General features: G+C 63.2%; 27 protein-coding genes. 17 read left to right on the top strand and 10 right to left on the bottom strand.

Annotated elements, in window-relative coordinates:
• Positions 1 to 7: 7 nt before the first annotated feature.
• The 4 genes from sufD to sufA all read left to right on the top strand — a co-directional run bounded on the left by sufD (position 8) and on the right by sufA (position 3594).
• On the top strand, positions 8 to 1276 hold the full coding sequence (gene sufD / locus AC04SF_RS24350; RefSeq protein ID WP_488479850.1) for a Fe-S cluster assembly protein SufD: 1269 nt from the start codon (positions 8 to 10) through the stop codon (positions 1274 to 1276).
• A gap of 176 nt (positions 1277 to 1452) precedes the next feature.
• On the top strand, positions 1453 to 2694 hold the full coding sequence (locus AC04SF_RS24345) for a cysteine desulfurase (protein ID WP_488479849.1): 1242 nt from the start codon (positions 1453 to 1455) through the stop codon (positions 2692 to 2694).
• 21 nt (positions 2695 to 2715) lie between these two features.
• On the top strand, positions 2716 to 3108 hold the full coding sequence (locus AC04SF_RS24340) for an SUF system Fe-S cluster assembly protein (protein ID WP_488479848.1): 393 nt from the start codon (positions 2716 to 2718) through the stop codon (positions 3106 to 3108).
• Positions 3109 to 3213: 105 nt separating this feature from the next.
• Positions 3214 to 3594, top strand: a complete 381-nt coding sequence (gene sufA / locus AC04SF_RS24335; RefSeq protein ID WP_013532156.1) for a Fe-S cluster assembly scaffold SufA — start codon at positions 3214 to 3216, stop codon at positions 3592 to 3594.
• A 34-nt stretch (positions 3595 to 3628) separates the two neighbouring features.
• Here sufA and AC04SF_RS24330 read toward each other — a convergent pair whose 3' ends face one another.
• Positions 3629 to 4126 carry a GFA family protein gene (locus tag AC04SF_RS24330; RefSeq protein WP_488479847.1) on the bottom strand — a complete coding sequence of 166 codons (498 nt, stop codon included), beginning with the start codon at positions 4124 to 4126 and terminating at the stop codon, positions 3629 to 3631.
• Positions 4127 to 4215: 89 nt separating this feature from the next.
• On the opposite strand from AC04SF_RS24330, the gene AC04SF_RS24325 reads away from it, so the two are divergent.
• Entirely contained in the window at positions 4216 to 4539 is a 324-nt protein-coding gene (locus AC04SF_RS24325) for a TfoX/Sxy family protein (RefSeq protein WP_488479846.1), read from the top strand.
• 193 nt (positions 4540 to 4732) lie between these two features.
• Here AC04SF_RS24325 and AC04SF_RS24320 read toward each other — a convergent pair whose 3' ends face one another.
• Both AC04SF_RS24320 and AC04SF_RS24315 read right to left on the bottom strand, forming a co-directional pair.
• Positions 4733 to 5650 carry a pseudouridine-5'-phosphate glycosidase gene (locus AC04SF_RS24320; RefSeq protein ID WP_488479845.1) on the bottom strand — a complete coding sequence of 306 codons (918 nt, stop codon included), beginning with the start codon at positions 5648 to 5650 and terminating at the stop codon, positions 4733 to 4735.
• 77 nt (positions 5651 to 5727) lie between these two features.
• Positions 5728 to 6672, bottom strand: a complete 945-nt coding sequence (locus tag AC04SF_RS24315; RefSeq protein ID WP_488479844.1) for a carbohydrate kinase family protein — start codon at positions 6670 to 6672, stop codon at positions 5728 to 5730.
• Positions 6673 to 6953: 281 nt separating this feature from the next.
• Between AC04SF_RS24315 and recA the strand changes: the two genes are divergently transcribed.
• The 5 genes from recA to AC04SF_RS24290 all read left to right on the top strand — a co-directional run bounded on the left by recA (position 6954) and on the right by AC04SF_RS24290 (position 13612).
• Entirely contained in the window at positions 6954 to 8054 is a 1101-nt protein-coding gene (recA, locus tag AC04SF_RS24310) for a recombinase RecA (RefSeq protein WP_013895892.1), read from the top strand.
• Between the two features lie 268 nt (positions 8055 to 8322).
• On the top strand, positions 8323 to 10989 hold the full coding sequence (gene alaS / locus AC04SF_RS24305; protein WP_488479843.1) for an alanine--tRNA ligase: 2667 nt from the start codon (positions 8323 to 8325) through the stop codon (positions 10987 to 10989).
• Positions 10990 to 10999: 10 nt separating this feature from the next.
• A complete protein-coding gene (locus AC04SF_RS24300; protein WP_488479842.1) occupies positions 11000 to 12295 on the top strand; it encodes an SDR family oxidoreductase in 1296 nt (431 codons plus the stop codon).
• Entirely contained in the window at positions 12292 to 12771 is a 480-nt protein-coding gene (locus AC04SF_RS24295; protein ID WP_488479841.1) for a DUF2269 family protein, read from the top strand. Before AC04SF_RS24300 ends, AC04SF_RS24295 begins: the two co-directional genes overlap by 4 nt.
• A 46-nt stretch (positions 12772 to 12817) precedes the next feature.
• The gene (locus AC04SF_RS24290; RefSeq protein ID WP_488479840.1) at positions 12818 to 13612 is read left to right on the top strand and encodes a PhzF family phenazine biosynthesis protein; all 795 of its coding nucleotides are present in this window, start codon (positions 12818 to 12820) and stop codon (positions 13610 to 13612) included.
• A gap of 4 nt (positions 13613 to 13616) precedes the next feature.
• Here the strand turns inward: AC04SF_RS24290 and AC04SF_RS24285 are convergent, their stop codons facing one another.
• Together AC04SF_RS24285 and AC04SF_RS24280 are read right to left on the bottom strand one after the other, a co-directional pair.
• The gene (locus tag AC04SF_RS24285) at positions 13617 to 14243 is read right to left on the bottom strand and encodes a glutathione S-transferase family protein (RefSeq protein ID WP_488479839.1); all 627 of its coding nucleotides are present in this window, start codon (positions 14241 to 14243) and stop codon (positions 13617 to 13619) included.
• Between the two features lie 78 nt (positions 14244 to 14321).
• Entirely contained in the window at positions 14322 to 15533 is a 1212-nt protein-coding gene (locus AC04SF_RS24280) for an NADP-dependent isocitrate dehydrogenase (protein WP_096445278.1), read from the bottom strand.
• A 214-nt stretch (positions 15534 to 15747) separates the two neighbouring features.
• Here AC04SF_RS24280 and AC04SF_RS24275 point away from each other — a divergent pair, with 214 nt between their 5' ends.
• Together AC04SF_RS24275 and murI are read left to right on the top strand one after the other, a co-directional pair.
• On the top strand, positions 15748 to 16665 hold the full coding sequence (locus tag AC04SF_RS24275; protein WP_488479838.1) for an RNA methyltransferase: 918 nt from the start codon (positions 15748 to 15750) through the stop codon (positions 16663 to 16665).
• On the top strand, positions 16658 to 17458 hold the full coding sequence (murI, locus tag AC04SF_RS24270) for a glutamate racemase (protein WP_488479837.1): 801 nt from the start codon (positions 16658 to 16660) through the stop codon (positions 17456 to 17458). The genes AC04SF_RS24275 and murI overlap by 8 nt, the downstream gene beginning before the upstream one ends.
• Here murI and AC04SF_RS24265 read toward each other — a convergent pair.
• Positions 17455 to 18837, bottom strand: a complete 1383-nt coding sequence (locus AC04SF_RS24265) for an RNB domain-containing ribonuclease (protein WP_488479836.1) — start codon at positions 18835 to 18837, stop codon at positions 17455 to 17457. The genes murI and AC04SF_RS24265 overlap by 4 nt on opposite strands.
• Before the next feature lie 162 nt (positions 18838 to 18999).
• Here AC04SF_RS24265 and AC04SF_RS24260 point away from each other — a divergent pair, with 162 nt between their 5' ends.
• Positions 19000 to 19188: a DUF3008 family protein gene (locus AC04SF_RS24260; RefSeq protein ID WP_488479835.1), complete on the top strand. Its 189-nt coding sequence runs from the start codon at positions 19000 to 19002 to the stop codon at positions 19186 to 19188.
• A 92-nt stretch (positions 19189 to 19280) separates the two neighbouring features.
• Here AC04SF_RS24260 and AC04SF_RS24255 read toward each other — a convergent pair whose 3' ends face one another.
• Positions 19281 to 19478, bottom strand: a complete 198-nt coding sequence (locus AC04SF_RS24255; protein ID WP_027028656.1) for a hypothetical protein — start codon at positions 19476 to 19478, stop codon at positions 19281 to 19283.
• A 373-nt stretch (positions 19479 to 19851) separates the two neighbouring features.
• Between AC04SF_RS24255 and rpsD the strand changes: the two genes are divergently transcribed.
• The 4 genes from rpsD (at position 19852) to AC04SF_RS24235 (ending at position 22773) form a co-directional block, all read left to right on the top strand.
• The gene (gene rpsD / locus AC04SF_RS24250) at positions 19852 to 20469 is read left to right on the top strand and encodes a 30S ribosomal protein S4 (protein WP_013895883.1); all 618 of its coding nucleotides are present in this window, start codon (positions 19852 to 19854) and stop codon (positions 20467 to 20469) included.
• 133 nt (positions 20470 to 20602) lie between these two features.
• Positions 20603 to 21490: a tRNA 2-thiocytidine(32) synthetase TtcA gene (gene ttcA, locus AC04SF_RS24245; protein ID WP_488479834.1), complete on the top strand. Its 888-nt coding sequence runs from the start codon at positions 20603 to 20605 to the stop codon at positions 21488 to 21490.
• The gene (locus tag AC04SF_RS24240; protein WP_488479833.1) at positions 21480 to 22307 is read left to right on the top strand and encodes an inositol monophosphatase family protein; all 828 of its coding nucleotides are present in this window, start codon (positions 21480 to 21482) and stop codon (positions 22305 to 22307) included. The genes ttcA and AC04SF_RS24240 overlap by 11 nt, the downstream gene beginning before the upstream one ends.
• Positions 22308 to 22371: 64 nt before the next feature.
• The gene (locus AC04SF_RS24235) at positions 22372 to 22773 is read left to right on the top strand and encodes an energy transducer TonB (RefSeq protein WP_096445292.1); all 402 of its coding nucleotides are present in this window, start codon (positions 22372 to 22374) and stop codon (positions 22771 to 22773) included.
• 110 nt (positions 22774 to 22883) lie between these two features.
• Here the strand turns inward: AC04SF_RS24235 and AC04SF_RS24230 are convergent, their stop codons facing one another.
• From AC04SF_RS24230 to AC04SF_RS24220, 3 genes are all read right to left on the bottom strand, one after another.
• Positions 22884 to 24152, bottom strand: a complete 1269-nt coding sequence (locus AC04SF_RS24230) for a multidrug effflux MFS transporter (protein ID WP_244734140.1) — start codon at positions 24150 to 24152, stop codon at positions 22884 to 22886.
• A 143-nt stretch (positions 24153 to 24295) separates the two neighbouring features.
• Positions 24296 to 24631 (bottom strand): Grx4 family monothiol glutaredoxin, encoded by a 336-nt coding sequence (gene grxD, locus AC04SF_RS24225; protein ID WP_095201472.1) that lies wholly within the window; start codon positions 24629 to 24631, stop codon positions 24296 to 24298.
• A 151-nt stretch (positions 24632 to 24782) separates the two neighbouring features.
• Entirely contained in the window at positions 24783 to 25016 is a 234-nt protein-coding gene (locus AC04SF_RS24220; RefSeq protein ID WP_010909092.1) for a BolA/IbaG family iron-sulfur metabolism protein, read from the bottom strand.
• Between the last annotated feature and the right edge of the window lie 78 nt (positions 25017 to 25094).

Genomic DNA, 25094 nt, shown 5'->3' with positions numbered 1-25094 from the left:
CAAACTGATGAATATGCACACACAACCGCAGCGGACACCGGCCGAAACGGCGTTGATCGACGCGTTCGGCGACCGGCTGTCGCTGCTGCCGGGCGACGGCGCTGTGATGCTGAAGCGCGACGACGCTATCGAGGCGATCAAGCACGGCCTGCCGACGCGGCGCATCGAATCCTGGCACTACACCGACCTGCGCCGGCTGTTGAACGTGGTGCCGGACTTCGATCCGGCTGCAGCGGCCAAGGCCGTTGCGCCGATCGTCGAGGGCTCCGCTGTTCTGTCGATCCTGAATGGCACGTCGGGTGCGAAGACGCCTGCTGTTGAAGGCGTTACCGTGCAGCGCCTGTCGGAGAAGCTGATCGACGGCAGCATCGCGCCGGGCCTTGATCCCTATGGCAGCGATGATGCTATCGGCGCGCTGAACGCGGCTTTCGTCGCTGATGGTTACTTTGTCGACATCGCCGATGGCACGGAACTCGAAAAGCCGATCGAGCTGCAGAATGTGCAGGCCGGCGGCCAGACCCATGTACGCCTGCCGGTGCGCGTCGGCGTGGGCGCCAAGGCCGTCATCGTCGAGCGTCAGGCAGGTGATGGCGCTGCTCTGGTCAGCTCGGTCAGCCAGCTCGTGCTCGGCGAGGGCGCCGAGGTGACGTGGCTGATCGTCCAGGAGCAGCCGGAGACGGCGACGCATCTGGCGCAGTTCAAGGCCCATATCGGCAAGAACGCGAAACTGACGCTGTTCGTCATGAACGCCGGCGGCAAGCTGGTGCGCCAGGAGATCATGGTCAGGACGACGGGCGAAGGCGCCGACTTCAAGCTGCGCGGCATCAATCTTCTGGCCGGCGACACCCACTCCGACGTGACCATGGTGCTCGACCACGCCGTGCCGCACACGACCTCGACCGAGATCATCCGCAACGTGGTGACGGGCAAGGCGCGCGGCGTTTTCCAGGGCCGCATCAACGTCCACCAATATGCGCAGAAGACCAACGCCAAGATGGCCTGCAATACGCTGCTGTTGTCGGACGATGGCGAGTTCTCGACCAAGCCGGAGCTCGAAATCTTCGCAGACGACGTCGTTTGCGGCCACGGCGCGACGGTGACCGAGATCGACCACGACCATCTGTTCTACCTGATGGCGCGCGGTGTCGACGAGAAGAGCGCGCGGGGGTTGCTCGTCAAGGCGTTCGTCGCCGAGGTGATCGAGGAACTGGACGACGAGACGATTGTCGAGGCGCTGGAAGCGCGGCTCGACGAATGGTTTGTGACGCACGGGTGAAAGCGGTCGAGGCTTTGCCTCGACCGTACCCCTCATCCGGCCGCTTCGCGGCCACCTTCTCCCACAAGGGGAGAAGGTCTGGCGCTCTTCCTTCTCCCCTTGTGGGAGAAGGTGGATTGGCGCAGAGCGCCAAGACGGATGAGGGGTGGGTGACGGAATGAGGCTTTGAATTTGTGATGGACCAGAAACTCGAAACCACCCCCTACGACGTCGAGGCGATCCGCCGCGACTTTCCGATCCTGTCGCGCGAAGTCTACGGCAAGCCGTTGGTCTATCTCGACAATGGCGCCTCGGCACAGAAACCGCAGGTGGTGCTGGATACGATCCAGCACGCCTATTCCCAGGAATATGCCAACGTCCATCGCGGCCTGCATTTCCTGTCCAACGCCGCGACCGACGCCTATGAAAAGGCGCGTGAGACGGTGCGCCGTTTCCTCAATGCGCCGAGCACCGACAACATCGTCTTCACCTCCAACACCACCTCGGCGATCAACACGGTCGCCTATGGCTACGGCATGCCGCGGATCGGCGAGGGCGACGAGATCGTGCTGTCGATCATGGAGCACCACTCCAACATCGTGCCCTGGCATTTCATCCGCGAGCGGCAGGGCGCCAAACTTGTCTGGGTGCCGGTCGACGATCTCGGCGTCTTCCATATCGAGGAATTCGAGAAGCGGCTGACCGAGCGCACCAAGCTTGTCGCCATCACCCAGATGTCGAATGCGCTCGGCACGGTGACGCCGATCAAGGAGATCGTGCGCATCGCACATGCGCGTGGCATTCCCGTGCTGGTCGACGGCAGCCAGAGCGCCGTGCACATGCCGATCGACGTCCAGGATCTCGACTGCGACTTCTTCGTCTTCACCGGCCACAAGGTTTACGGGCCTTCGGGCATCGGCGTGCTCTACGGCAAGAAGGACATTCTCCAGGGCATGCGCCCCTTCATGGGTGGCGGCGAGATGATCGAGGAGGTGACGGAAGACATCGTCACCTACAACGAGCCGCCGCATCGTTTTGAAGCCGGCACGCCGCCGATCGTCCAGGCGATCGGGCTGGGTGCTGCGCTCGACTATATGGAAAAGATCGGCCGCGACCGCATCGCCGCGCATGAGGAAGACCTCAAGACCTACGCGCATGAACGGCTGCGGGCCATCAACTCGCTGCGCATCTTCGGCGCTGCGCCGGGCAAGGGCGCCATCATCTCCTTCGAACTGCAAGGCATTCATGCCCATGACGTGTCGATGGTGATAGACAGGCAGGGCGTGGCAGTGCGGGCCGGCACCCATTGTGCCCAGCCGCTGTTGAAACGCTTTGGCGTAACCTCCACATGCAGGGCATCGTTCGGCATGTATAATACCAGGGCCGAAGTCGACGCTTTGGCCGAGGCGCTTGAAAAAGCGCGCAAATTCTTCGGGTGAAGATTTTTTTGGGTGACGACCATGGATGATGCGAGCATCGCTGCCGAGACCGCTCCGGAACCCGCCGCCAACAGCGTCGTTTCCGCTTCGGCCATTCCCGCCGACGAACTGGCGCGGCTGACCGACGACATCGTCTCGGCGCTGAAGACTGTCTACGACCCGGAAATTCCGGCCGACATCTACGAGCTTGGCCTCGTGTACAAGATCGACATCGAGGACGACCGCTCGGTCAAGATCGACATGACGCTGACTGCGCCGGGCTGTCCGGTGGCCGGCGAAATGCCTGGCTGGGTGGAAAACGCCGTCGGCGCCGTTGAAGGCGTTTCCGGCGTCGAGGTCAACATGACCTTCGACCCGCCCTGGTCGCCCGACCGCATGTCGGAAGAGGCGCAGGTGGCGGTGGGCTGGTACTAGGCAGGCAAAGGCTGGCGCACTTGCGCCAAGGGTAAAACTTCACCATTTTAGGTGAGGAATCATTCGGCAGGCCTTGAACCTGCATGGAATGGAGAAGGAAAAAGAATGGGACGCTTCGCCGTCATCACGATGACCGAAAAGGCCGCCGACCGGGTGCGCGAGATCGTTGCCACCCGCGACAACGCGCACGGCATCCGCCTCGGCATAAAGAAGGGCGGTTGCGCCGGCATGGAATACACGGTCGACCTGGTGACCGAGCCCAACACCAAGGATGACCATATCGAGCGCGACGGCGCCCATGTCTATGTCGCGCCTGAGGCCGCGCTTTTCCTGTTCGGCACCGAGATGGATTTCGAGCAGACGACGCTGCGCACCGGCTTCACCTTCCACAACCCGAACCAGAGTTCGGCCTGCGGTTGCGGTGAATCCGTCGAACTGAAGCCGGCCGACCTCAAGGCGCTGGCAGAGGCACGCGCCTCGGCCTGATCTTTCCTTCGCCCTGCTTACAGGGCGAAGAACACTACTCCACCCACATACCCGTCCGCCTGTGCCAGTCGGCGATCGACTCTTCCGGATAGACATCGAACACCTTGTCGCGCTTGCCGATCACGGGTTCGATCCAGTTCGCCTTGTATTTCAGCATCAGATGCACCTTTTCCGGCGGCTTCGGCAGGTCGCTGTCTATCGCCGAGGCGAAGGGATGCACCAGCTCCGGCCAGGTCGGGTCGTAGAGCCAGAGCGCCGACCCGCATTTGCGGCAGAAATTGCGCTCGCCGGTCGAGACCTCGCAATGGGGATGTTCATCGTCCTCGATCTCGGCACGGTAGACGCCAAGGCTCCTCTTGCCCCTGATGTTCAGCGTTTCGTAGTCGGCGCCGAGATTGATGGCGAAACCGCCGCCGCCCTGCTGCTTGCGGCAGATCGAGCAGTAACACAGCATGAATGGCACCGGCGTGTGGCTTTCCACCTCGAAACGCACGGCGTTGCAGCGGCAGGATCCCTTGAGCAGAAGCGGCATGACAAAAACTCCGACGGAATGGTCTCAACCTGTCAGCATGATCTTGGTTGCGCGATGACAATGTCAAATGCCGGTGACATGATCGCGGCATGGACAATGAGCGCATCGCCGAACTGTTCGCCGGCCTCGGCCCGGTCAGCATCCGCAGGCTGTTCGGCGGCAAGGGCATCTATTTCGACGGCGTCATCGTCGCCATCGTGCTGCGCGGCGAATTGCTGCTGAAGGCCGACGAGCAAAGCGCCCCCGACTTCGAAGCCGCGGGCTGCAAGCAATGGGCCTATACCGGCTCGCGCCACGGCAAGCTGGTCGCCATGCCCTATTGGAGCATTCCCGACAGCGCCTTCGACGATCCCGACGAGATGACGGTCTGGGCACGCCGGGCGTATGAGGCGGGGCGAAGGGCTGGGAAGTGACTGGCCGCTACCGAGGGGGCACGTCGAGGCCGCCCCCCATCCGGCCGCTTCTCGGCCACCTTCTCCCCAAGGGGAGAAGAGGAAGCGTCGGCGTTGCAAGCTCCTCTCCCCCGGGGAGAGGTCGGATTGCCCCGAATTGCTCTAGGCAATTCGGTCTTGGCAATCGGGGTGAGGGGGCCTTTGCCGCGTGAACCTACAGCGCCTTCGCAACCTCTGCCGCCAGCCGCGCATTGTTTTCGACAAGCGCAATGTTGGTCTTGAGACTCCGGCCGCCGGTCAGCTCCAGGATTTTTCCCAGCAGGAATGGCGTCACCGCCTTGCCGGTCACGTTGAGCGCCTCGGCAGCCTTTTGCGCCGCTTCGATGTAGCCCGCCATCTCCTCGGCCGGGATTTCGTGGTTTTCCGGCACCGGATTGGCGACCAGTACACCGCCGCCGAGACCCAGCGCTTGCCGTGTCTGGTAGAAATGCGCGATCTCTTCAGGCTTATGCAATGTGAGCGGCGCGCGGAACGGCGACTGCCGCGACCAGAAGGCCGGCATGGTCTCGCAGCCATGGCCGATCACCGGCACGCCGCGCGTTTCCAGAACCTCCAGCGTCTTTTCGATGTCGAGGATCGCCTTGGCGCCGGCCGAGACGACGATGACTGGCGTGCGCGCCAGTTCGTCGAGGTCGGCCGATATGTCAAAGCTCTTTTCGGCGCCTTTGTGCACGCCGCCAATGCCGCCGGTGGCGAACACTTTTATTCCGACCATATGCGCAGCGATCATCGTGGCGGCGACCGTGGTGCCGCCGGTGCGGCCTTGCGCCACGGCGAATCCAAGGTCGGCACGCGACAGCTTCATGGCGTCGCCGGTCATCGCCAGCGACTCCCGCTCGCCGTCGGACAGACCGATCTTGATGCGGCCGCCGACCACGGCGATCGTCGCCGGTACGGCGCCGCCATCGCTGATGATCTTCTCGACATTGGCCGCCATGGCGCCATTGTCGGGGTAGGGCATGCCATGGGTGATGATGGTGCTTTCCAGCGCCACCACCGCCCGCCCGGCGGCTAGCGCCTGCGCCACCGGCGCGTGGATGTCGATGAAGGGGCGGGCGGTCTCAGGGGTCATCTCGAATCTCCAATCCGCAGTGTGTCGCATCCACAAGGACACGTAGCCTGCACTGCGGCGTTATGAATTTGCCGGTCTCATGCCACTTCCCGGGCTTCCGGCACAAGAGCCAGAGCATCCGCAAAGGCCGCAGCGGTGAAGTCGGGAACTGCGTCGGCGCTTTCTATGGCCAGCGTCGCCGCGGCAACGCCTTCGCGCAAGGCCTGGCGCAATGGCAGGCCGCGCAGCAGCGCTGCGATCGTCGCGCCCGCCAGCGCGTCGCCGGCGCCGGTGACATCAGCGACTCTTCTCGGAGCAGGCGGCAGGATCGTAAAGGCGCCTGTGTCATCGAAGCCCAGCACCGGCGCGCTGCCCGCCGTCACCACGCCGCTGGCAAGGCCGCTGCATCGCAAACCGTCGATGACATCCCGCTCGGCGGCATTTGCGTTGACGCCGGCCAGCACGACGGCCTCGCGCCGGTTCATGAAGACCAGTGCCAGCGCGCCGAGCACCGGTATCAGCCGCACCACCTTGGCCGGCGAAATGGCAATGGCATACACCGGCTTGTCGGCGGCAAGCGAAACCAGCCGTTCCAATGCCGAGGACGGCAGATTGGCGTCGCACAGGACGGCATCGGCGGCGGCGATCGCTTCGCGGACCTTGGATCGCCTCATCTGCTTGGGGAACGCCAGATCGTACAGCGCCATGTCGGCGAAGCCGACGATCAACTCGCCCTCGCGGTCGATCAACGCCGTATAGCTCGGTGTCGTGCGATCGAGGAACACCGCCGACAGATCGGCGATCCCTGACTCGGCGATAGCGCGTGAAACGGTATCGCCGGCCGCATCGCCGCCCCGCATCGAAAGCAGTGAAGCCGAGACGCCGCGCCGCACTGTGCTGCGCAGCGCGTTGAAGACGCCGCCGCCGACATCCTCGCGCATCGTGCCGGGATTGGACGCGGCCGGCACGTAAGCGCCGGACACCTGGCCGCGCCGGTCGATATGGGCGCCGCCCACGGCCAGTATCTCTATGGATTTCACCATGCCAGCGATATGCCCTTTGTTATTGCAACTGCACAAGCGCTAGACTGCGTCGTAGACCTTCGCCAGCAAGATGGCGATTCGGCGGATCGATACAATCGAGCAGTCTGGCCCAATGCGGGGTGCATTCCTGTTCGATCTCTTGGTACGAAAAAAGAACAAATCCGGATATGACTTGTTTTTCAGATATTTGATCCCTCTTGCCAAACGAGAACAAAAAAGGTACAAAATGGCAGGGATTACGGATTGTCCGGCCTTCATTGACGACCAAGGGGTGATGTATCATGGCTCAGAATTCTTTGCGGCTTGTAGAGGATAAGGCAGTGGACAAATCAAAGGCTCTGGATGCGGCGCTGTCGCAAATCGAGCGGGCTTTCGGCAAGGGCTCGATCATGCGGCTCGGCGCGAACGAGCAGGTCGTCGAGATCGAAACGGTGCCGACCGGCTCGCTCGGCCTCGACATCGCGCTTGGCGTCGGCGGCCTGCCGCGCGGCCGCATCATCGAGATCTACGGGCCGGAAAGCTCGGGCAAGACGACGCTGGCGCTGCACACGGTGGCCGAAGCCCAGAAGAAGGGCGGCATCTGCGCCTTCGTCGACGCCGAACACGCGCTCGATCCGGTCTATGCCCGCAAACTTGGCGTCGATCTTGAAAACCTGCTGATCTCGCAGCCCGACACCGGCGAGCAGGCGCTGGAGATCTGCGATACGCTGGTGCGTTCCGGCGCCATCGACGTGCTGGTGGTCGATTCGGTCGCGGCACTGACGCCGCGCGCCGAAATCGAGGGTGAGATGGGCGATTCACTGCCGGGTCTTCAAGCTCGTTTGATGAGCCAGGCGCTGCGCAAGCTCACCGCCTCGATCTCGCGTTCCAACACCATGGTCATCTTCATCAACCAGATCCGCATGAAGATCGGCGTCATGTTCGGCTCGCCCGAGACCACGACCGGTGGCAACGCGCTGAAATTCTACGCGTCGGTGCGTCTCGACATCCGCCGCATCGGCTCGGTCAAGGACCGTGACGAGGTCGTCGGCAACCAGACCCGCGTCAAGGTGGTCAAGAACAAGCTGGCGCCGCCCTTCAAGGTGGTCGAATTCGACATCATGTATGGCGAGGGCGTGTCCAAGACCGGCGAGCTGGTCGACCTCGGCGTCAAGGCCGGCGTGGTCGAGAAGTCGGGCGCCTGGTTCTCCTATAATTCGCAGCGTCTTGGCCAGGGCCGCGAAAACGCCAAGCTGTTCCTGCGCGACAATCCCGATACCGCACGCGAGATCGAATTGGCGCTGAGGCAGAATGCCGGGCTGATCGCCGAGAAATTCCTCGAGAATGGTGGCTCTGAGGGCAATGGCGACGACGGTTTTGAGGACGAAGCCGGCGCGATGTAGGCGACGGCCAGAGTTCGGCCATAAAGTCGGCCTATGACCTGATGCTTAAGTAACCGAGTTCTTTAGTACCGCGTCCAAACCGCCGGCCTTCGAGCCGGCGGTTTTGTTTTTGGGCAGCGTCGAGCCAGCCTGGCAGCTCCTTGATTGGCCCAATTCCGTGTTTCTGGACAGGCTGGGGCGTGCCCGCTAAAAGGCCAAATCTATTTCTGCAAAGCAGAGACCAGTTTCCGCCGGCCGCGCCGGCGGTTTTCGCGAAAAGGCAGCAGTCATGAGTGGCGTGAACGAGATCCGGTCGACCTTTCTCGACTATTTCCGCAAGGAGGGCCACGAGGTCGTGGCCTCGAGCCCGCTCGTGCCGCGCAACGATCCGACATTGATGTTCACCAATGCCGGCATGGTGCAGTTCAAGAACGTCTTCACCGGTCTGGAGAAGCGGTCCTATTCGCGCGCCACCACTGCGCAGAAGAGCGTACGCGCCGGCGGCAAGCACAACGACCTCGACAATGTCGGCTACACCGCGCGCCATTTGACCTTCTTCGAGATGCTCGGCAATTTCTCCTTCGGCGATTATTTCAAGGAGCGTGCCATCGAGCTTGCCTGGAACCTGATCACCAAGGAGTTCGGGCTGAAGAAGGACAAGCTGCTGGTCACCGTCTACCACACGGACGACGAGGCGGCCGGCTTCTGGAAGAAGATCGCGGGTTTCTCGGACGATCGCATCATCCGCATCGCGACCTCGGACAATTTCTGGGCAATGGGCGACACCGGTCCTTGCGGGCCGTGCTCGGAAATCTTCATCGATCGCGGCGAGCACATCTGGGGCGGTCCTCCCGGCAGCCCCGAGGAGGATGGCGACCGCTTCCTCGAATTCTGGAACCTGGTGTTCATGCAGTATGAACAGGTGACGAAGGAGGAGCGCATCGACTTGCCGCGCCCGTCGATCGACACCGGCATGGGCCTGGAGCGCATGGCCTCCATCCTGCAAGGCGTGGAAAGCGTCTTCGAGACCGACCTGTTCCGGCACCTGATCGATGCGGCGTCTTCCGCGCTCGGCCGCGCTCCCGATACGGAAACGGTGGCGTCCTACCGCGTCATTGCCGATCATCTGCGCTCGTCCTCCTTCCTGGTCGCCGACGGCGTGCTGCCGTCGAACGAGGGCCGCGGCTACGTGCTGCGCCGCATCATGCGCCGCGCCATGCGCCACGCGCAGCTGCTTGGCGCAAACGAGCCGCTGATGTGGAAGCTGGTGCCGGCGTTGGTGCGCGAGATGGGCCAGGCCTATCCCGAACTGCTGCGCGGCGAACAGTTGATCACCGAGACGCTGAAGCTCGAGGAAACGCGCTTCCGCAAGACGCTGGTGCGCGGCCTCGGCCTGCTCTCCGAGGCAACAGAAACGCTTCATGCCGGCGACATGCTGGATGGCGAGACGGCGTTCAAGCTCTACGACACCTACGGCTTCCCGCTCGACCTGACGCAGGACGCGCTGCGTCAGCGCAACATCTCGGTCGATCTGGCCGGCTTCACCAATGCGATGGAGCAGCAGAAGGCCGAGGCGCGCAAACATTGGACCGGGTCCGGCGAGGCCGCCACCGAGACGGTGTGGTTCTCCGTGCGCGAAAAGACCGGCGCCACCGAGTTCCTCGGTTACGAGACTGAAGCTGCGGAAGGCCTCATTCAGGCGCTGGTCAAGGACGGTAAGAACGTCGACAGCGCCAACAAGGGCGATGCCATTGCGGTGGTCGTCAACCAGACGCCGTTCTATGGCGAGTCCGGTGGCCAGATGGGCGATACCGGCATCATCTCGGGCGAAGGATTCTCGATCGAGATTTCCGACACGCAGAAAAAGGCCGACGGGCTGTTCGTGCATCTTGGCAAGGTGGCGAGCGGCACCGTCAAGACGGGCGCTGCCGTCGAGCTCAAGGTGGACCATGCGCGCCGCACCAGGCTGCGTGCCAACCACTCCGCCACGCACCTGATCCACGAGGCGCTGCGCGAGGTGCTGGGCACCCATGTCGCGCAGAAGGGCTCGCTGGTCGCGCCGGAGCGGCTGCGCTTCGACATCTCGCACAACAAACCGATCTCGGCCGAAGAGCTCGAAGAGGTCGAGCGCATGGCCAACGAAATCGTCGTGCAGAACAGCCCGGTGACGACGCGCCTGATGTCGGTCGACGACGCCATCGCCGAGGGCGCCATGGCGCTGTTCGGCGAGAAGTATGGCGATGAGGTGCGCGTCGTGTCGATGGGCACGGGGCTGCACGGCGCCAAGGCCAACCGGCCCTATTCGGTCGAACTCTGCGGCGGCACACATGTCAGGGCGACCGGCGATATCGGCCTGGTCCGCGTCGTCTCCGACAGTGCGGTCGCTGCCGGCGTGCGCCGTATCGAGGCGCTGACCGGCGAGGCGGCCAGAAAACATCTCGACGAACAGGACAGGCGCCTGAAGGCGGCGGCAGCCGTGCTGAAGATCTCGCCTGCCGACGTGCCGGCGCGTGTCGAGACGCTGCTCGAAGAGCGCAAGAAGCTCGAGAAGGAACTGAGCGAAGCGCGCAAGAAGCTGGCGCTGGGCGGCGGTGCCGCGTCGGGTGGGCCCTCGGAGAATGAGACGGTTGCGGGCGTCGGCTTCCTCGGCAAGGCGGTCTCCGGCGTGTCGCCCAAGGATCTGAAGCCGCTCGCCGATGCCGGCAAGACCTCGCTTGGCTCTGGCGTCGTCGTCTTCGTCGGTGCCGGTGAGGACAACAAGGCCAGCGTCGTCGTCGCCGTCACCGACGACCTCGTCGGCCGCTTCAGCGCCGTCGACCTGGTGCGCGTGGCCTCCGCCGCACTCGGCGGGCAGGGCGGCGGCGGACGGCCCGACATGGCCCAGGCCGGTGGTCCGGATGCCTCGAAGGCCAATGATGCGATCGCGGCTGTGAGGGCGGCACTCGAAGCCGCCTGAAAGCCGCGACATGAAAATTCTCGTCCTCGGCGGCTATGGGTTGATCGGGGACGCCGTCATCGGCCGCTTGCTTCGCGACGGTCATCAGGTGACCGGCCTCGGCCGCGATATTCGGGATGCCGGGCGCCGCCGGCCGTCGGTTCGCTGGATCGCGGCGGACATGTCGAAATTGCTTGCCGCTGAAGACTGGCTGCCGGTGGTCGCAGGCATGGACGCGGTGGTCAATGCGGCAGGCGCTTTGCAGGACGGCCCGCGCGACCGCCTCGACGCCGTTCACCGGGGCTCGGTGGTGGCACTCGTCACGGCCTGCGAAAGGGCCGGCGTGCGGTGCTTTGCACAGATCTCCGCGATCGGCGCCGATCTCTCCTCGGCAAATCCTTTCTTCCGCACCAAGGCGCAAGGCGACAAGGCCGTCGCAAGCTCCTCGCTGGAATGGACGATCCTGCGGCCCGGCCTGGTGATCTCGCCTGCCGCCTATGGCGGCACAGCACTTCTGCGCGCCCTTGCGGCATTTCCCGGTTTTGTCCCGGCCGTCATGCCACGCCAATTGATCCAGACCGTTTCGGTCACCGACGTTGCCGAAGCGGTGTCATTGGCAGTCGCCGGATCGCTGCCGCCCAGACTTGCCGTCGATCTCGTCGAAGGCAATGCCAGACCGCTCGCCGATGTCTTGCTGACCCTGCGTGCGTGGCTTGGTCTGCCGCCGGCGAGGGTGGTGCCGATGCCGGCGATTCTCGGCCGACTTGCGGGCGCCGTTGCCGATATGCTTGGCATGTTTGGCTGGCGGTCTCCATTGCGCAGTGCAGCCCTTGCCGCGGTGGCGCGCGGCGTGACAGGCGATGCCACGGCCTGGAACCAGGCCTCCGACCGTCCGCTTCAGCCGCTGGAAGCAACGCTGGCCGACATGCCCACAAATGTCCAGGAACGATGGTTTGCCCGGCTCTGGCTGGCGAAGCCTGTCATCTTCGCTGGTCTGTCCCTGTTCTGGCTCGTTTCGGGCATCATCGGCCTGATCCGGCAAGAGGCAGCGTCGGATATCCTTGTTTCGCACGGCGTGTCGGCGAGCCTCGCCCATCTGTCGGTTCTTGGCGGAGGTGTGGCGGATATCCTGGTCGGCGCGGCTGTCGTGGTCCGATCCCTGGCCCGGCGCGCGCTGCTGGCGATGATGGCGATCACGCTGTCCTATCTAGCTGCGGCGACGCTTCTTGTCCCCGGTCTATGGCTTGATCCGCTGGGACCGCTGGTCAAGACGATCCCCGAGCTTTGCCTGGTGCTGGTGGCGCTCGCGGTGCTCGACGAGCGATGAGCCTCTGGGCTGACATATTGCGCTGGGCGCATGTCATCGGCGCCACGGTTCTGTTCGGCACCGGCGCCGGCATTGCCTTCTTCATGCTGATGGCGCAGCGCACCGGCCGCGCCGATATCGTCGCCCATGTCGCCGGCACGGTCGTCGTCGCCGACACGATTTTTACGGCGACCGCCGTCATCGTCCAGCCGATCACGGGCGTGTTGCTGGCGCGGGCGGTGGGCTGGCCGCTCTCCGAAGGCTGGATCGTGCTGTCTTTGCTGCTCTATATCCTGACTGGTCTGTTCTGGCTGCCGGTGGTGTGGATTCAGATTCGGATCCGGAATCTGGCGCGGCAGGCGGTCCTCGAAAACGCGCCGCTACCCACTGAGGAGAAGCGCCTGTTTCGCATCTGGTTTGCTTGCGGCTTCCCGGCCTTTGGCGCGGTGCTTGCGATCCTCTGGCTGATGGTGACCCGGCCAGAAATCAGTTTCTAATGCGCTGGTGCCGCCCGGATATTCAAAGGCCGATCGGGAGAAAGATGTGCCAACACTGATCATGTATCAGGCCGATGCTTTCGCCGATCGGGTTTTTCAGGGCAACCCGGCGGCCGTCCTCATTCTGGAGGACTGGCTTCCGGAAGAGGTCATGCAGGCCGTTGCCAATGAGAACAATTTGGCTGAGACCGCCTTCGCGCGACCGAACGGCGCGGGTTGGGATTTGCGCTGGTTCACGCCGGTGCATGAGGCCGAGTTCTGCGGCCACGCGACGCTCGCCACGGCGCATGTACTTGCTGAAGCTTACAACGTATCGGGCGACATGGCCTTTGCGACGCGAGTCGGCGAGATCAGGGTTTCGCAACATGACGGTGCCTATCAACTTGACCTGCCATGCTTCCCGCCACAGCCGCTCGATGTCGAATTAACGCACGCGCTTCAGGACAGCGTCTCGGCCCGGCCGGTCGCGTGCTTTCGCAATTTCGAGAACCTGTTCGTCGAGCTTGCCGATGAAGCCGCCGTGCGATTTTTCGTTCCCGATCTATTCAAGATCGCGGCCTTCGACCCGCTCGGTGTCGTTGTCACCGCGCGGGGCGGCGGCCATGATTTCGTGTCGCGCTACTTCGCTCCGGCAGCGGGCATTCCCGAGGACCCAGTGACCGGTTCGATCCATGCGACGCTGGTGCCGTACTGGGCTGAAAAGCTTGGCAAGACCCATCTGTCGGCGTTCCAATGCTCGCAGCGCGGCGGCCATTTGCTGTGCGAGCTTGCGGATGACCGCGTGCTGATCAGCGGTCGCGCCAAAACCTTCATGAAGGCGGAAATCTATCTTCCCGATTGATGCGCTATTCGGCTTTCTCGGTGCGGGCAAAGCTCGCACGAGCGGCAATGCGGGTATACCAGCCTTGTATGTCGGCGAACTGCGCCAGCAGCTTTTGGCCTTCGGCAACCTTGACGAAATAGCCGACGATCGGAGCCGCATGCAGGTCGGCGAGCGTCAACTGGTCACCCAGCAACCACGGCCCCGGCGCCTTGAGTGAGGTGAGCACCCTGAGCACCGTCTCCGCCTGCCGCAGCCCGCCGGCGATCAGGACCTCATTCGGCTGCGCCTTTTCCAGCCGTTCGACGGCAACGTCCCAGACCATGGCGCGGTAGCCATAGGCGTCGAGCATGCCAATGATTTGGCTCATCCTGGCGCGGCCGCGCGCATCGGCGGGCTGCAGCGCCGGGCCGTCGAAGGCCTCGTCGACATAGCGCGCGATCGCATTGGTCTCGAACAGCCGGAATCCGTCATGCTCGAAGGCCGGGATGCGGCCGAACGGGTGATGCTCCAGATACCAGGCCGGGATGCCTTCGGCGGCAAAGATATCGAGCGGCACCAACTCGTAGTCGATGCTCTTTTCCTCCAGCGCCATCCGCGCGATCCGCACGTAAACGCTGTAGTCCGCGCCGTAGAGGATCGGCTTGGTCATGCTGTCAGCCCTTCGCCTTCGCTGGCCCAAAAAACGAAGGCTCCTTTCGGAGCCTTCGGCATGTGGAAATTTGGGTTCTTACGCCATCGCCTTCTGCAAATTCTCGTCGATCTTGTCGAGGAAGCCGGTGGTCGACAGCCAGGGCTGGTCGGGACCGATCAGCAGCGACAGGTCCTTGGTCATGAAGCCGCTCTCGACCGTCTGGATGCAGACCTTTTCCAGTGTCTCGGCGAACCGCTTCAGCTCGGCATTGTCGTCGAGCTTGGCGCGGTGGGCGAGGCCGCGCGTCCAGGCGAAGATCGAGGCGATGGAATTAGTCGAGGTTTCCTCGCCCTTCTGGTGCTGGCGGTAATGGCGGGTGACGGTGCCGTGCGCGGCTTCCGCTTCCACCGTCTTGCCGTCCGGCGTCATCAGCACCGAGGTCATCAGGCCGAGCGAGCCAAAGCCCTGAGCCACAGTGTCGGACTGCACGTCGCCGTCATAGTTCTTGCAGGCCCAGACATAGCCGCCCGACCATTTCAGGCTCGACGCCACCATGTCGTCGATCAGGCGGTGCTCGTACCACAGCTTCTTCGCCTTGAACTCCGCCTCGAATTCAGCCTCGTAGACTTCCTGGAAAATGTCCTTGAAGCGTCCGTCATAGGCCTTGAGGATGGTGTTCTTGGTCGACAGATAGACCGGGTAGTTGCGCAGCAGGCCGTAGTTCAGCGAGGCGCGGGCGAATTCGCGGATCGACTCGTCGAGATTGTACATGGCCATGGCGACACCGGCGCCGGGCGCATCGAACACGTCATGCTCGATTACCTGGCCATCTTCGCCGACGAACTTGATGGTCAGCTTGCCTTTGCCCGGAAAGCGGAAGTCGGTGGCGCGGTACTGGTCGCCGAAGGCGTGGCGGCCGACGATGATCGGCTTGGTCCAGCCGGGCACCAGGCGCGGCACGTTCTTCATGATGATCGGCTCGCGAAAGATGGTGCCGCCGAGGATGTTGCGGATGGTGCCGTTCGGCGACTTCCACATCTTCTTCAGCTTGAACTCCTCGACGCGCTGCTCGTCGGGGGTGATCGTCGCGCATTTCACGCCAACGCCGTATTTCTTGATGGCGTTGGCCGAATCGATCGTCACCTGGTCGTTGGTTGCGTCGCGATGCTCGATGCCGAGGTCGTAATATTCGAGCTTCAGGTCGAGATAAGGATGGATCAGCTTGTCCTTGATGAACTGCCAGATGATGCGGGTCATCTCGTCGCCGTCGAGTTCGACGACCGGGTTCGCCACCTTGATCTTCGCCATGAAAGAATGCCTCGTTGCTGGGATATGGGACGGCCTTGCCCGCGTGGCGTTCGGCCGGGAGATGCCGCCCGTATATCAAAGCGTTTTTGGCCGCGCAAACGGCGATCGGTCACGAATGCGGGCTGTCGACGCAATCATTTGCGAATGCTTCATTTTCGCGGCCGAATATGGCAGGGGACGCTGAAATGCCGCAAACAGCAGTTCTTTGACAATCATGCCCGTCACCAAAGATCCCGATAACGCTCCAGCCGCTGGTCCGGCCATCATTCTCGTCGAGCCGCAGCTCGGCGAAAACATCGGCATGGTCGCCCGCGCCATGGCCAATTTCGGTCTGTCGGAGTTGCGCCTGGTCAACCCGCGCGACGGCTGGCCGAGCGAGAAAGCGCGCGCCGCCGCCAGCCGTGCCGACCATGTCATCGACGCCGTGAAGGTGTTTGACGACCTGACCTCGGCGCTTGCCGACCTGAACTTCGTCTTCGCCACCACCGCCAGGCAGCGCGACGGCTTCAAGGCCGTGCGCGGTCCGGTGGAAGCGGGCAGGGTGCTGCGCGCCCGTCATGGCATGGGGCAGCGCACCGGCATCCTGTTCGGCCGCGAGCGCTTCGGTCTCTACAATGACGAGGTCGGGCTTGCCGACGAGATTGTCACTTTTCCCGTCGATCCTGATTTCTCCTCGCTCAACATCGCCCAGGCGGCCTTGCTGATGTCCTATGAGTGGATGAAGTCGGGCCTGGAGGACGAGACCAAGACCAACTTCACCGGGCCGGAGATGAAACCGGCAAGCAAGGAAGAATTGCACGGCTTGTTCGCCTATCTCGAAGGCGCGTTGGAAGCGCGCGGCTATTTCCGGCCGGCGCCGAAGAAGCCGAAAATGGTCGACAATCTGCGTGCCGTGCTGACGCGTGCCGGCTTTGCCGAGCCGGAGCTCAAGGTGCTGCGCGGCATCATCTCGTCCCTCGACAGGTTCTCGCCGGCAATGCCGCGTGGCGATGGCTCGCCGGGCGATGATCCAAGGCGGCTTCCGGCCGCCGCGCGCGCCGGCAAGGCAGAATCCGATCGCCCGGCGCACCGGCCTGCCGGTGACGATGAGGACGCACCGCCGCTGGGCGGCAAGGGAACCGACAATGACTGACCAGCCGATCCTGATGTTCGATTCCGGCGTCGGCGGGTTGACCGTTTTGCGCGAGGCGCGCGTGCTGATGCCGGACCGGCGCTTCATCTATGTCGCGGACGATGCCGCCTTTCCGTTTGGCGCCTGGGAGGAACCTGCGCTGCGGACACACATATTGGAACTGTTCGCCAAGCTGCTTGACAGGTTCACGCCGGCGATTTCCGTCATCGCCTGCAACACCGCCTCGACGCTGGTGATCGATGCGCTGCGCGACAGATTTCCGGGCCATCCCTTCGTTGGCACCGTGCCGGCGGTCAAGCCGGCGGCGGAGCGCACCCGCTCGGGTCTGGTCTCGGTGCTGGCGACGCCGGGCACGGTGAAGCGGCAATATACGCGCGACCTGATCAGCAAATGGGCGCAGAAATGCCATGTCCGCCTGGTTGGCAGCGACAGGCTGGCGGGGCTTGCCGAAGTCTATATGCGCGAGGGTTTTGTCGACGAGGAAGCCGTGCGCGCGGAGATCTCGCCCTGCTTCATGGAGCATGAGGGGCTCAGGACCGACATCGTCGTGCTGGCCTGCACGCACTATCCCTTCCTGGTCAACCGCATGCGCAAGACCGCACCCTGGCCGGTCGACTGGATCGATCCGGCCGAAGCGATCGCCCGGCGGGCGCTCTCACTGCTGCCGCCCGTCGATGGGCCGCTACCACAAGGCGAGCCCGATATCGCGGTCTTCACGTCAGGCAAGGCGGATTTCGCCGTCAGCCGGCTGATGCAGGGCTTTGGATTGGTAGCGGAAACGTCTGCCGCCTAAACGGGTTCGAAGGCGATGCTACGTTGATCCGCATCGGCCAACACCAGCCTTAGTGTCACGCCGTCACCCTGTCTGAATCCGGTGGCCTTCACGGTGGCAACGACAGGCATGTCGGCAAGCTGAACGCGCACGCCATGGTCGACGAAGTCGGTGACGACGGCTTTGAACGTTTCCCCCACTCGTCCCCTGAGCATGACCGCCTCGGCAAGGTCGATGGCCGCATGGTTGATCTGCGAGGCGCGGGCATCCGCACGTCCCATCACCTTCGGCAATCCAGCGAACGCATCGCTGACGGCCTGCGGCACGGGCTGACCGTTGGCGATTGCCAGCGCGCAGCGCACGACGTAGCGGTCGGCCAGCCGCCTGAGCGGTGCGGTGGCGTGGGCATAGGTGGCGGCCATCGCTTCATGCCAGGGGACAACGCCCTCCACATAGGGCTGGTAGGACGCGCCGTTGCCTGCACGGCGGATTTCCAGCATCAACGCCGCCTGTTTCGGGTCGGCCGGGTCAAGCGTGCGCTGGTAGTCGCGCAGGCCGGTAGAGGCCGGCCAGGACAGACCGAGGGCCTGTGCGGCGTTGCGCAGTCTTTGCACCTTGGAAGCGTCCGGCCCGGACATGACCCTGAACAGCCCGGTCTTGTGCGCCAGCATGGCGTCGGCAATCGCCATATTGGCGGCCAGCGAAAGTGCTGCATTGTCCTGCTCGGATTGCAGGAGCGGTCTGAAGGCAAGCCGGAAGGTGCCGTCGGCGAGCCTTTCCACCTCCTGCTCGGGCGGGTCGACGCGGGAAGCGCCGCGACGCTCTTCGTTTGCCGCAATGCGCCGCGCCAATTCGGCGAAGTCGGACGGAACGTCGGAGGCCCTCACGCTGTCATAGGCGAGCTTCGCGCGGCTTTGAATGATTGCCCGTTCCACACCGTCCAGCTTCACCGCGCCGTCTTCGGCGACCCGAACCGTGAAGATGACAGCCGGACGCGGTCCATCCGGCAACAAGCTCGCCGCAGCCTCGGCAAGCACCGGGGGATAGAGCCCGGCCTTGCTGTCCGGCAGGTAAAGCGTTTGGCCCCGGTTCCAGGCTTCGACATCCACCGCGTCGCCGTCCTCGACGAACCAGGCCACGTCGGCAATGGCATAATGCAGCAGAAGATCACGGCTGCTCGCCTCGATCGAGAACGCCTGGTCAAGATCGGTGGAGGCCGCCGGATCGAGCGTGACGAAGGGCATATCAGTTCGATCGGCATGCTGGTTCGGCACACGTCTGGCCGCCGCTTCCGCGGCTGCCACGACGTCTGCCGGAAATCCATCCGGCACGTGGAATTCGGTGCGGATTTTCGCCAGGCCGGTGGAGAGAGCTTGTGAGGGGTCTGTCAGCGACTTCATTCAGCCGTCCTACACCAGGGCTTTGGAGACGGGAAGGCTGCCGGCGAATCGCCAAAGCCGGCCGCCTGATGGGCTGGCACAGCCGGCCGAGGAACCGGACAGCTGGCGCTGGAACCGCCGCCACAACGCGGCGTTTCTCCTGACAGCAAAGGAGAAACCGCCATGCCAGCCACTTCGAAAGCCCAGCAGAAAGCCGCAGGCGCCGCGCTCTCCGCCAAGCGCGGCGAGACGAAAAAGAGCGAGCTCAAAGGCGCTTCCAAGGGAATGTACGAATCCATGAGCGAAAAGCAGCTCGAGGAATTCGCCGAGACCAAGCGCAAGGGGCTGCCGGAAAGGAAGTCGAAAGACTGAGTATCGCTCGCGAAACATTGACCAAACACACAAGGCCCGCAGCGGAACTGCGGGCCTTGCTTCTTCAAGCAAAATCTCTGGAAATGTTTGCCTTACCAGCGGTGGCAGCGCCTTACCTTTGTCACGATCACCTTGCGATGGCCGTGCCGCCACACCACCCTCTTCTTGACGATGACGCGGCACACTTGTTTGTGGCCGTGCCAATGTCGCGCCATGGCCGGTTCCGGCGCCACCGCCATCGAACCTGCAAGCACCGCTGCTCCTGCCAAGGTAAGGAAGAACTTCTTCATGTTAATTGGACTCCTCAAGCTCCAGATCCCTTCCTGGTGCCGTTGGCGCAAAACCTCCCGCCACATCCGGCATCGCATAACGCCTCGAACGCTAGAGGGTTGCGTTGCGCCGTTCCACTCACAAGCTTGACACCGGTTAACTCTCGGTTTAATCAGCCGCCAACGCCGGGCAGCGATGTCCGGTGTTTGTTTTGTATGCGCAAGACCGGTTGCCTTGGTTTCTGGTTTTGTTTGAACTGACGTGTCCCGTGGGTTTTCCGCCGCGTTGCGTGGGAAAACCCTGTCAGGTCTCGAAAACGGAGGCCAGAGGAGGGCGCGTTTCCTTCACCCGGACCATGAGGTGCCGGGTGTGTTGTTTTGAAAAGGGAATGCGATGAGCAAGCGCGAATCCGCGAAATACAAGATCGACCGCCGTCTCGGCGAAAACATCTGGGGCCGCCCGAAGTCCCCGGTCAACAAGCGCGAATACGGCCCCGGCCAACACGGCCAGCGCCGCAAGGGCAAGCTTTCCGATTTCGGCCTGCAGCTGCGCGCCAAGCAGAAGCTGAAGGGTCACTATGGCGACGTTTCGGAAAAGCAGTTCCGCAAGGTCTATGAAGAGGCCGATCGCCGCAAGGGCGACACCTCGGAGAACCTGATCGGCCTGCTCGAGTCGCGTCTCGACGCGGTCGTCTACCGCGCCAAGTTCGTGCCGACCATTTTCGCCGCCCGTCAGTTCGTCAACCACGGCCACGTCAACGTCAACGGCAAGCGCGTCAACATTGGCTCGTACCGCTGCAAGCCGGGCGACGTCGTCGAAGTGCGCGAAAAGTCGAAGCAGCTGGTCATCGTGCTGGAATCGGTCGGCCTCGCCGAGCGCGACGTGCCGGACTATATCGAAGCCGATCACAACAAGATGGTCGCGACCTTCTCGCGCATCCCCGGCCTGGCGGACGTTCCGTTCGCCGTCCAGATGGAACCGAACCTGGTCGTCGAATTCTACTCGCGCTGAGCGAACGCATTTCCGCGATACCGAAAGGCCGCCCTCGAGGCGGCCTTTTTGTTTTGGCACATCCGCTTTGCGGTTTCGATTCTCCGGCCGATGCGCTAATCCGGGCGGACGTCACATCCGGGGCCGCCGCGCCATGAACATGCAACCAGACATAGAGACGCTTGAACCGGCCGCCGAAGGCGGCTCCCATCCGCTGTTCGCCGATGTGCCGTCCTCGGTCGAGTTCAACAAATTGCGCAAGCGGCTGCTGCGGCTGACCCGCCAGGCGATCGAGGATTTCTCGATGGTGGAGCCGGGCCAGCGCTGGCTGGTCGCGCTGTCGGGCGGCAAGGATTCCTACGGCTTGCTTGCCACGCTGCTCGACCTCAAATGGCGCGGGCTGCTACCGGTCGAATTGCTAGCCTGCAATCTCGATCAGGGCCAGCCGAATTTCCCCAAGCACATTCTGCCCGATTACCTCGACACCAACGGCATTGCCCACCGCATCGAGTACCAGGACACCTATTCGGTGGTCACCGACAAGCTGCCTGAGGGCAGCACCTATTGCTCGCTCTGCTCGCGGCTGCGGCGCGGTCATCTCTATCGCATCGCGCGCGAGGAGGGGTGTTCGGCGCTGGTGCTCGGCCATCACCGCGAGGACATTCTCGAAACCTTCTTCATGAACCTGTTCCATGGCGGCCGTCTTGCCGCAATGCCGCCAAAGCTGCTCAACGACGAAGGCGACGTCATGGTGCTGCGGCCGCTGAGCTATTGCGCAGAAATCGACCTCGAGAAATTCGCCGCGGCGATGCGGTTCCCGATCATCCCTTGCGACCTCTGCGGCAGCCAGGAAGGCCTCCAGCGCAACGCCATGAAGGCGATGCTGGAGGACATTGAAAAGCGCATGCCCGGCCGCAAGGACACGATGATCCGCGCGCTGTCCAACACCAGGCCCTCGCATCTGCTCGACCGGAAACTGTTCGATTTCGCCGCTCTGAACCAGACCCTCATCACAGGACAAGACGCTTCCGATGACATTTGACGACAATGCGATCGACTGGCTGGCCAGCCTGCTGGCCGAGGCCGCCGACACCGAAATCATGCCTCGTTTTCGCCGGCTGGGCGATGGCGACGTCAGGCAGAAGACCTCCGCCGCCGATCTGGTGACGGAAGCCGATGTCAACGCCGAGCGGCTGATCACCGCCAAGCTGCGCCAGCGCTATCCTTCGGCCATGGTTGTCGGCGAGGAAGCCTGTTCCGACGATCCGGCGCTGCTCGATGGTCTGGGCGACGCCGATCTGGCCTTCGTCATCGACCCGGTCGACGGCACCTTCAATTTCGCCTCCGGCGTGCCGCTGTTCGGCGTCATGCTTGGCGTCGTGGTCAAGGGTGAGACGGTCGCCGGCATCATCCACGATCCGGTCGGCAAGGACTGGCTGATCGGCGCCAAGGGTGCCGGCAGCCATATCCGCCACGCGCATGGCAGCCTGGAGACAGTGCGGGTTGCCGCAAGCGCGCCGATCTCAGGGATGACCGGGGCGGTCTCCTGGCAATATATGGCCGAGCCCGACCGCACGCGGCTGGCCTGCAACCAGACCAAGACGCTGTCGCAGTTCAATTACCGCTGCGCCGCCCACGAATACCGCTTGCTGGCCAGTGGCCATGGCCATTTCGTCGTCTATAACAAGCTGATGCCCTGGGACCATCTCGCCGGCGTGCTGATCCACGCAGAGGCCGGCGGCCATGCCGCGCGCTTCGACGGCACAGCCTACCTGCCGTCGCATGTCGGCGGCGGCCTGCTGGTCGCGCCCGACCGGGAAAGCTGGCAGGAGTTGCGCCGCGAACTGTGGGCTGGGTAGGATCAATTCCTGCGGCCAGCGGTTTGCGCGGCCGAAGAATTGGTGCTTCGCTGGGGGCTCTTGAATGAAATCTCGGTTCGCAATGTTTGCGGCGGCTCTCGTCTTGTCTGCCAACGCCAATGCGGCAATCGCGCAAGAGCGCCCCTGCCACAGTCCCGATCCCGTCGACACCCTCAAGGAGATGTCGGACGCCATCTACGCCTGTTGGAGGCCGCCGGCGGGAACCGCGGGCATGTCGCTGACGCTGCAGTTCTCGCTTCGCCGCAACGGCACGCTGATCGGCAAGCCCCGCGCCACCTATTCGGATCTCGGGACCGATCCGCAACTCAGCCGGGCCTTCGTCGCATCAATCCTCAAGGCACTCGACGAGGCTCTGCCCTTGCCCTTTTCGGACAGTATGGGCGGAGCAATCGCAGGGCGTTTGCTTGCGCCTCGCTTCACGGCGGCGATTCAAGGTGCATCCTGAGGTGCCTCACCTAGAGCAATTCCAGGAAAAGTGTGGGCGCTTTCCCTTGGGAATTGCGTTAAAACAAGGAGTTAGAGCGGTTCGCCGTTTCCGCGAAACGGTGAACCGTTCTAATGCAGGTCGGTGATATGCCCTGAAACGGGCGGGTTGTGCGGCTGGAACATCTTGCCGCGCTCGGCGATGAGGATCATCAGCAGCGCCGCGACCGAGACGCTGCAGAAGCCAGCGGCAAGCGGCGTCACCGTGCCGTTGAAGGCCTGGCCGATCAGCGTGCCGAGAATGCCGCCGAGAAACGTCTGCATGAAACCCAGGATGGACGACGCCGTGCCGGCCAGTTGGCCGAGCGGCTCCATGGCCAATGCGTTGAAATTGGCGCCAAGCGCGCCGAAGGGAAGCATGGCGCTGGCAAAGAAGGTGACGAACAGCCAGAGCGGCATCTTGATTTCCAGCGAAACGACCAGCCAGGCCAGGCTGATGACCAGAAACAGCAGCAGCGCGCTCTGCGACAGCCGGCGCATGCCGATGCGGCCGACGAGGCGTGAATTCAGAAAATTGGAGAAGGCGAGAACGCCTGCGACCCCGGCGAAGATGACGGGGAACATCTCGCCGACATTGAAGATGTCGACATAGATCTGCTGCGCCGAGGCGATGAAGCCGAACATGGCGGCAAAGACGAAGGTGCTGGCAAAGGCGTAGCAGAGCGCGATGCGGTTGGTGAGCACGATGCGGAATCCACCGACGACGGAGGAGACCGTCAGGGACCGGCGATATTCGGGGCGCAGCGTCTCAGGCAGGCGCAGCAGCGACCACGCCGATACGATCAGGGCGCCGACGGCCATGGTGACGAAGATGTAGTGCCAGGTCGCGAACAGCATGATGAACTGGCCGATGCCGGGCGCGATGACCGGTATCGCCATAAACACCATGAAGATCAGCGACATGACCTCGGCCATGCGCCGGCCTTCGAACGTATCGCGTACGATCGAGACCGCGATGACGCGTGTGGCGGCCGCCCCAATGCCTTGCACGGCGCGGCATATCAGCAGCGTTTCAAAGCTTGGCGCGATGGCTGCTGCGGCCGCTGCCGCCACATAGATGATCAGACCCGCGACAAGCGGTGAGCGGCGGCCGAAACGGTCCGAGATCGGCCCGAAGAACAGCTGGCCGCCGCCAAAACCCAGAATATAGGCGGTGACCACATATTGCCGGTGGTTTTCATTTTCGACGCCGAGCGAGGCACCGATCTGCTGCAGTGCCGGCAGCATGATGTCGATGGCCAGCGAATTCAGCGCCATCAGCGCCGCGCACAGCGCAATGAACTCCCAGCGCGCAATAGGCAGTTTGCTTGCCGATTGCGGCGCTGATGATTGCTGGTCCACGGCAAGTCCGATCTCTCAAACGAAAATGCGCCGGCGGGCCGGCGCATTGGCTCGTCTTGGTCCCGATATCGGGACATAATAAATTGCCGAGGTTGGGCTGCCCCGGCGTTCAGTGCAGTCGCTACGACCTGCCCGAAACCGAATCAGGCAGTGGCTTTGACGCTCACGCCCTTCTCGACGAGGAACGTCTGCAACTCGCCCGCCTGGAACATCTCGCGGATGATGTCGCAGCCGCCGACGAACTCGCCCTTGACGTAGAGCTGGGGGATCGTCGGCCAGTTGGAATAGTCCTTGATGCCCTGGCGCAGCTCTGCAGAGTCCAGGACATTCACGCCTTTATAATCGGCGCCGATATAGTCGAGGATCTGGACGACCTGGCCGGAAAAACCGCACTGCGGGAACCCGGGCGTGCCCTTCATGAAAAGCACGACGTCGTTGCCCTTCACTTCATTGTCGATGTAGTCGTTGATACCGCTCATGGAATATCCTTTCACGCCTGTGGGAGACAGGCTCGAAGCATGTCCTTCAAATAAACCCATAGGTTGCCCGAAACAAGACATTAGCCGCGCCTGGGCCGAAATGGCGCAAAGGATGGGCGGGTTTGGGCCAAGCGGGTTGGTGGGAACTGCCTCAGTCGGGAACACTGGTCTGCAGCGCCAGTGCGTGCAGCACGCCGCCCATATTGCCCTTCAGCGCGTCATAGACCATCTGGTGCTGCTGGACGCGGCTCTTGCCCCGAAAGCTCTCGGCGACGACTTCCGCTGCATAGTGGTCGCCGTCGCCGGCGAGGTCGCGGATCGTCACCTTGGCGTCCGGAATGCCGTCCTTGATCAGTTTTTCGATGTCGTGGGCATCCATTGCCATGGCACAATTCCTGTTTCGGGCGGACGGCAACGTTGCCGCCCGTGCGATGAGAGTCGGATAAACCTAAAGCCTTTCCGG

This window comes from Mesorhizobium sp. CNPSo 4671 (assembly GCF_057784245.1).
Note: the sequence above shows the minus strand (reverse complement) of the source record. Positions and strands in the feature narration are given on the sequence as shown.

Excerpts from the sequence above, each read along its gene's own strand:
- sufD (WP_488479850.1), top strand. The coding sequence starts at position 8 with ATGAATATGCACACACAACCGCAGCGGACACCGGCCGAAACGGCGTTG.
- AC04SF_RS24345 (WP_488479849.1), top strand. The coding sequence starts at position 1,453 with ATGGACCAGAAACTCGAAACCACCCCCTACGACGTCGAGGCGATCCGC.
- AC04SF_RS24340 (WP_488479848.1), top strand. The coding sequence starts at position 2,716 with ATGGATGATGCGAGCATCGCTGCCGAGACCGCTCCGGAACCCGCCGCC.
- sufA (WP_013532156.1), top strand. The coding sequence starts at position 3,214 with ATGGGACGCTTCGCCGTCATCACGATGACCGAAAAGGCCGCCGACCGG.
- AC04SF_RS24330 (WP_488479847.1), bottom strand. The coding sequence starts at position 4,126 with ATGCCGCTTCTGCTCAAGGGATCCTGCCGCTGCAACGCCGTGCGTTTC.
- AC04SF_RS24325 (WP_488479846.1), top strand. The coding sequence starts at position 4,216 with ATGGACAATGAGCGCATCGCCGAACTGTTCGCCGGCCTCGGCCCGGTC.
- AC04SF_RS24320 (WP_488479845.1), bottom strand. The coding sequence starts at position 5,650 with ATGACCCCTGAGACCGCCCGCCCCTTCATCGACATCCACGCGCCGGTG.
- AC04SF_RS24315 (WP_488479844.1), bottom strand. The coding sequence starts at position 6,672 with ATGGTGAAATCCATAGAGATACTGGCCGTGGGCGGCGCCCATATCGAC.
- recA (WP_013895892.1), top strand. The coding sequence starts at position 6,954 with ATGGCTCAGAATTCTTTGCGGCTTGTAGAGGATAAGGCAGTGGACAAA.
- alaS (WP_488479843.1), top strand. The coding sequence starts at position 8,323 with ATGAGTGGCGTGAACGAGATCCGGTCGACCTTTCTCGACTATTTCCGC.
- AC04SF_RS24300 (WP_488479842.1), top strand. The coding sequence starts at position 11,000 with ATGAAAATTCTCGTCCTCGGCGGCTATGGGTTGATCGGGGACGCCGTC.
- AC04SF_RS24295 (WP_488479841.1), top strand. The coding sequence starts at position 12,292 with ATGAGCCTCTGGGCTGACATATTGCGCTGGGCGCATGTCATCGGCGCC.
- AC04SF_RS24285 (WP_488479839.1), bottom strand. The coding sequence starts at position 14,243 with ATGACCAAGCCGATCCTCTACGGCGCGGACTACAGCGTTTACGTGCGG.
- AC04SF_RS24280 (WP_096445278.1), bottom strand. The coding sequence starts at position 15,533 with ATGGCGAAGATCAAGGTGGCGAACCCGGTCGTCGAACTCGACGGCGAC.
- AC04SF_RS24275 (WP_488479838.1), top strand. The coding sequence starts at position 15,748 with ATGCCCGTCACCAAAGATCCCGATAACGCTCCAGCCGCTGGTCCGGCC.
- murI (WP_488479837.1), top strand. The coding sequence starts at position 16,658 with ATGACTGACCAGCCGATCCTGATGTTCGATTCCGGCGTCGGCGGGTTG.
- AC04SF_RS24265 (WP_488479836.1), bottom strand. The coding sequence starts at position 18,837 with ATGAAGTCGCTGACAGACCCCTCACAAGCTCTCTCCACCGGCCTGGCG.
- AC04SF_RS24260 (WP_488479835.1), top strand. The coding sequence starts at position 19,000 with ATGCCAGCCACTTCGAAAGCCCAGCAGAAAGCCGCAGGCGCCGCGCTC.
- AC04SF_RS24255 (WP_027028656.1), bottom strand. The coding sequence starts at position 19,478 with ATGAAGAAGTTCTTCCTTACCTTGGCAGGAGCAGCGGTGCTTGCAGGT.
- rpsD (WP_013895883.1), top strand. The coding sequence starts at position 19,852 with ATGAGCAAGCGCGAATCCGCGAAATACAAGATCGACCGCCGTCTCGGC.
- ttcA (WP_488479834.1), top strand. The coding sequence starts at position 20,603 with ATGAACATGCAACCAGACATAGAGACGCTTGAACCGGCCGCCGAAGGC.
- AC04SF_RS24240 (WP_488479833.1), top strand. The coding sequence starts at position 21,480 with ATGACATTTGACGACAATGCGATCGACTGGCTGGCCAGCCTGCTGGCC.
- AC04SF_RS24235 (WP_096445292.1), top strand. The coding sequence starts at position 22,372 with ATGAAATCTCGGTTCGCAATGTTTGCGGCGGCTCTCGTCTTGTCTGCC.
- grxD (WP_095201472.1), bottom strand. The coding sequence starts at position 24,631 with ATGAGCGGTATCAACGACTACATCGACAATGAAGTGAAGGGCAACGAC.
- AC04SF_RS24220 (WP_010909092.1), bottom strand. The coding sequence starts at position 25,016 with ATGGCAATGGATGCCCACGACATCGAAAAACTGATCAAGGACGGCATT.